Raw genomic sequence first — 6159 nt, forward strand, 5'->3', positions numbered from 1 at the left:
TATTTTCATTAATATAACTAATTATAACTATCTACTTTTTAAAATAAATTTTTCTAAAGCTTTACGTACTCCGTCATTTACATTAGTGTCAGTTATATAGTTTGCTTTTTCTTTAAGCTTATCTATTCCGTTGCCCATTGCAATTCCAAGTCCAGCATACTCAATCATAGAAATATCATTTTCATTATCACCAATGCATATTATTTCTTCTTTTTTTATTCCATAGTGCTCTCCTAAAGCTTTAACTGCATTTCCTTTTGATACACCACATTTATTTATTTCAATGCTTTTATCTCCAGATAAATAACAAACTATACCTTCTATATTTTCTATTTCTTTTCTGAAATCTTTAGTTTTCTGAGCTGAAGTAGAAAACATTATACATTTTGTAACTTTACCATTATATTTTTCTAATATTTTTTCTACATTAGAATTGGTTATAGTTTCAGTATGTATAGGGAAATCCTTATATTTCCTTCCTGGAAGTACTATTTTTGCAATCAAATTACTAAAATAACTATTTGTAATTATTCTATCTAATGTGTGAAGATGAAGTATTACTCCACACTCTTTAGCTTTCATAAGAAGTTCTTTGCATATATTAGAATCTATTTTACTTCTATAAATAATATCATCTTTTCTCTTCTCTCTAATAACAGCTCCATTTCCAGCAATAACTGCATCTGACGCTCCTATTATATCTGAATAATAAGCTGCATTATTATATAATCTTCCAGTTGTAACAACTACTTTTACACCTTTATCATTGACTTTTTTTATTACTTTCTTACTCTCTTCTGATATAGACTTCCTTTTGCCAAGCAATGTTCCATCCATATCAATACATACCATTTTGTAAGTCATCTATCCATCTCCAAGTTTTATTTATTAGAACAGTTTATAGAAAAACAAGCTACACTTAAGCGTAGCTTGTTCTATTATATAATCTTATATACTTATATTCTATGAGAAATTAGTTAAAATTTCCACTTTTATTTACTTAATTAAACTTTTTTTAACTTTTATTATTTTTTCTTAGTTCCAACTTTTATTTTTTGTGGAATCATTTTATAAGTATCTGTAGAAATTAATTCTTTCTTTATAACTTTTCCATTTTCATAAGTAACTTGATATCCCTTTGCAACGTATCCAGTTATTCCAGCAGATTCAACTACTCTTGTTCCTTCTGGAAGGCTTGGATCATTTATAGTTTCTTGTGTTGATGGAATAGTCTTAACAATTTCATTTACCATATCGTATGTTTTTCCATTTAATTCTTTAGTATCACCATACACTTTAAAATCTACTGTTTTATTGTAAGTTGTACCTAGAATATATATTGGAGTATCATATGTGTTCTTAATTTTCAAGTCTAAATATCCCCAAGCAACTGTAGCATCAAGTCCAGGTTTTGCATATCCTACTGTCATTGAATGGTTGTGTCTTTCTACAGGTCTTATATTAGCCTTCATTACAGCTCTATATAAAGCTGATGATACTTGGCATATTCCGCCACCAATATCTTTTTCTACCTTATCATTAATATATACATTTCCTTCTTTGTACTTACTTTTATCTCTTTGAGTTGCCTCACTATAACTAAATACTTCCCCTGGCATTAAAAGAGTTCCATTAACGAATTCAGTAGCTGCAGCTATATTAGCTGATCTGTTAGCATCTGAAGATTGATATGATGAAGTAGATGAACCAATTACTCCATTTATTTTTGATAACTCTTCTTTAGTAACTTTAGGCTTGTCTTCTTTATACTCTAACTGTACTAAAGTTTCCGTATCAAGATCTCCATTTATATTTTCTTTAAGAGATTTATTTAGTTCTTCTTTGTTTACACCATATCCAACTGTTTCTGGTGTTATTGAAATGTTTCCACCACTACTTATGTTCATTTTTGCATTTTTAGGTGCTATGTTGAACTTTTTAATCATTTTATCTTCTAAATTATTTAAATTCTTCTCACTATAAGTAAAGTTAAGTTGAATTTCGTGCTTGTCTGATGTACCTTTCTTTATTATAGAATTTTGTTCAAATACATTTGAATCCTTCCCATAACTAAAAGCCTCATCTACAGCTTTTTCAATTTCATAATGTGGTTCAAGTTCTGAATATTTTGCATCATATTCTTTATCCTTGTCCTTTATTTTAACTACTATTTTCTTATCTAAAATTTTATTTGAGAAGTTATCCTTTAATAAAGTCATACCTTCTTCTTTTGTCTTTCCACTTAAGTCAATTCCCCCAACAGTTACACCAGGGTAAATTTTATTATTCCACTCTTTTACAGTGCTATTTATTGATAGTGCATATGCACCTATACCACCGCAAACCAATACAATAAGGGCAATGCTTGCAATTATTATTTGCTTCTTCCTTTTGCTTCCGTCCTTAGAAGCAGTCTTTTCAACCCTACTTTTCACTAAGTTCTTACCTCCATCTTAAATTTGTTAATTATAAATTATTATTCCTTTAAAAATATATTATAGGTCAACGAATTACTAGTAGATTACTAGTAATTCGCTACCCTGTAATTTCAAAATATTATAATCTTTTTTACTTTATCTTTTTTCTACCATCAAGCTTTACTCTACTTCTTATTTGAGATGTTTCTCCATCATAATCAAAAGCTTCTATACTTATATCTAATATTCGACTCTTTGGTCTAAAAATCCTCTTAAGTGGAATCTTAAAAGTTGTATCTTTTTTATCAACTGTACCAACCCAATAGTTATCAACAAAAATATTATATCCTAATAAATCTATATCACTATTTTTATTCCATGAAACATAAATATATTCATTATCCATAGTTGCAGTTAATCCTTTAACTTGACTAGGTTGAACAAGTAGGTCCAAATTATTTGGACCCCAGTTTGCATCAACTGGATTTGAAACTCCGCTTACTATTTGTGATTCAGTAAATTGCCATATCCTCCACCTTGTCCATCCCCCTATATCAGGTGGAAACGGTGGATTGCTTGGAACACTCTTATACATAGCTATCCATAAAGGCATGTTTTTGAGTGGATATGTGCCATCAGAAGCTTTAAAATTGTTATAAAGCTGTATAAAGAATAATCCTGTATAAAGCATTAATCTTCTTCTTGTTTTCTTTTCGAATCTTTTTCTGAATCTGTCTATCCATTTTAGCAGTGCATCTGTATCCATTTTAGGTTCTATAGGTGTTTCTATATCTAGTACTGGGAATAAATCTCCGTAATTTTTATTACCAAATCCCTTTTGAAGAATATCAATGAAATCATCACATTGAGAATCTGCACTTACTAAATTAAGTGATGGTACTCCAAAGTGGTATGCTCCTACTGGTATACCATATTTTCTGCTTTCGTTCGCAAATTCTAGGAACTTTTTATCTACTCTAAAATTCCCCGTTCCAGAACCTGAAGATCTTAAGTACAAGAAGTCAATTTTACTTGCTAATGTTTTAAAATTAACTCCAGTACTATATTCATTTAAATCTATGCCAAATCTACTATTAGCATCCTTATCTTGCATAACGCCTCCAAGAAAAAATACTTACTCTATAATAGAATATTGTATTCCCCCTAATAAGGTTACATCAAATTACTTAATCTCTACTATATTTTAAATGTTATAAACAATTCTTCGATTAAAATATGATTAAGATATTATTAAAATTTGGTTACTTTTATATTTTTATTCTTATATAGAAACTAATGTCATTGCCATAACATTCTCCCCATATTGCTCCGCCATGCATTTCTACTATATTTTTAGAAATTGCAAGACCAAGGCCAGAGCCTCCAAGTTCAGCACTTCTTGATTCATCTAATCTATAAAATCTATCAAATAATTTATCAAGTTTAGCTTGTGGAATATTCTCCCCTCTATTTTTAACTGCAATAGTTGCGTATCCATCTTTTGCATAAACACCTATAATTACAGCTCCAGGCTTATAAGAATATTTTACAGCATTTGTTAATAAGTTTTCAATAACTCTTACCATTTTACTAGTATCAATACTAACTATTATTTTTTGATCTGTTAATGTTTTTATTTGATCTACATTGGAATCTTCAAAGTATGGTCTCATTTCTTCTGATACTTGTGATACGAAGTCAACAAGATTTACTTCCGCCTTATTTAATTTCATTCCGTTATTATTAAGCTTTGTATATTCAAATAAATCTTCAATTAAAATCTTAAGTTTTTCAGCTTTATTGTAAGCAACATTTAAATATTCATCCCTTGTTTCTTCATCACCATACTTCTTATCTTTAACAAGTCCTATATAACCCATTATTGATGTTAAAGGCGTTCTCAAATCGTGAGAAACATTTGTTATTAAATCAGCTTTTGTCTGCTCTGATATTTTTTGTGCATTTATTCTAGTACTTATTTCATCTGCCATATTATTAACATTAATAGCTATATTACTTATTTCATCATTTCCTTTTACAGGAATGTTATATTCTAAATCACCTTCAGCTATACTTTTAATTCCTTTTGCAATTTCATCTAAATATTTTGCTTTTTTGTTTGTTGCAAGAAGGAAAATTATAATAAACATTATTATTGAAAGACTTAATGCTAGGAAGGAATTTGAAACTTCGTAATTTACATATTCAATTCCAGCTGGTGGTATTCCATTATATATTAAGTAGTATTTTCCGCCATTAATATCTAAAGGATATATTAATGTGTATTCATTTCCATCCACTTCACTTTTAGTATTCTTCGATACATTTTTTAAAGTATTAAATATATCTATTTTTTCTTCTGATGCATTTTGATTTCTATGGAGAACTTTTCCGTCTATATCTGTAACATAAATTTTATCAGATGTAGTATCAACTCTAAATGCTTCATTGAATGCTTCATCATCTTTTATGTCAAACCCTTTTTCTCTTTTATCTCTTTCTATATTGTCTACTATCTGCTGTGCATTTCTTTCGATAGTACTATAATCATATCTTATTTCAGCATTTGTTTTTACATCTCTAAACATGTCATTCATAAGGACATATGATAAAGCTGATATTCCAAAACAAACTCCAAATACAATAACAAGTTCAAATCTTATGCTCTTTTTTACTTTTTCATCAACATAATAGAAAGCTTCTTTTGATTTTTCAATGATTTTTAATTTTAAAATCCTGTTATACACTCTTGTTCTAAGCTTTTCTTTTTTCACTTTTTCAGTCTTTTTTTTATTTTTCAACTTTGTATCCAACCCCCCAAACAGTTTTGATAAACCTTGGACTTCTAGGATTTTCTTCTATTTTTTCTCTTATCTTTCTAATATGAACCATTACAGTATTATCTGACTCCATATATTCTTGATTCCAAACACTTTCATATATGTTTACCATTGAAAATACTTTTCCTCTGTTTTTCGCAAGTAAAACTAAAATATCAAATTCTGTTGGTGTAAACTTTATACTTTTTTCACCTAATAAAACTTCATGAGTATCTAGCTTAATTACAAGATCGTCGATTACTATTGTAAGTTCGTTTTCTTCTCTACTTTGATAAGAGTTAAATTTCTTATATCTTCTAAGTTGAGATTTAACTCTCGCCATTAACTCTAATGTATTAAATGGTTTACTTAAATAATCATCTGCACCCATATTTAACCCTAATATTTTATCAACATCTTCAGATTTTGCTGAAAGCATTATTATTGGCATTTGGCTTTCTTCTCTTATTCTAAGGCATGTTTCTATACCATTTAATTTTGGCATCATAACATCTAGTATAACTAGGTCTATATCATTACATTTAAGTAAATATAACGCTTCTTCACCATCTCCTGCCTTTAGTGTATCGTAACCTTCGCCTTTTAAATATATCTCAACTAAATCTCTTATTTCTTTTTCATCATCAACAATTAAAATTCTCTCTTTTTTCAATTTTCAAACTCCCTTTCTACTAGTGCATCATACCCACACTATTTTCGGTTATATTATAAGTATAAAAATCACTTCTTAAATAATTTACTATTAATTCCTTAACAAATTCTTAAACTTTTTTTCATTATACATCATCGTTAATATTTTTCCTATAGTGCTTATGGTTTCCATTATAAAATATATAAACATATAACTATGTTCTAATTAATTGTTGTTGTGATTATATATTTATTTTCTTGTCAATAATCTA

Annotated in this window: 5 protein-coding genes; all 5 read right to left on the minus strand. The window is 28.4% G+C overall.

All coding sequences use genetic code 11. From position 1 onward, the window contains the following. Positions 1-27: 27 nt before the first annotated feature. Positions 28-864, minus strand: a complete 837-nt coding sequence (locus RSF37_RS09235; protein ID WP_332564123.1) for a Cof-type HAD-IIB family hydrolase — start codon at positions 862-864, stop codon at positions 28-30. Positions 865-1025: 161 nt separating this feature from the next. Further along, positions 1026-2435 carry a VanW family protein gene (locus RSF37_RS09240; protein ID WP_332564124.1) on the minus strand — a complete coding sequence of 470 codons (1410 nt, stop codon included), beginning with the start codon at positions 2433-2435 and terminating at the stop codon, positions 1026-1028. Positions 2436-2568: 133 nt separating this feature from the next. Next, positions 2569-3531, minus strand: coding sequence for a glycoside hydrolase family 25 protein (locus tag RSF37_RS09245; protein ID WP_332564125.1), 963 nt, complete (start codon positions 3529-3531; stop codon positions 2569-2571). A gap of 154 nt (positions 3532-3685) precedes the next feature. Beyond that, the gene (locus tag RSF37_RS09250) at positions 3686-5218 is read right to left on the minus strand and encodes a HAMP domain-containing sensor histidine kinase (RefSeq protein ID WP_332564126.1); all 1533 of its coding nucleotides are present in this window, start codon (positions 5216-5218) and stop codon (positions 3686-3688) included. Continuing rightward, the gene (locus tag RSF37_RS09255; RefSeq protein ID WP_332564127.1) at positions 5208-5909 is read right to left on the minus strand and encodes a response regulator transcription factor; all 702 of its coding nucleotides are present in this window, start codon (positions 5907-5909) and stop codon (positions 5208-5210) included. Before RSF37_RS09255 ends, RSF37_RS09250 begins: the two co-directional genes overlap by 11 nt. Positions 5910-6159 lie beyond the last annotated feature (250 nt).

This window comes from Clostridium sp., from assembly GCF_036643715.1.
Classification (GTDB): Bacteria; Bacillota; Clostridia; order Clostridiales; family Clostridiaceae; genus Clostridium.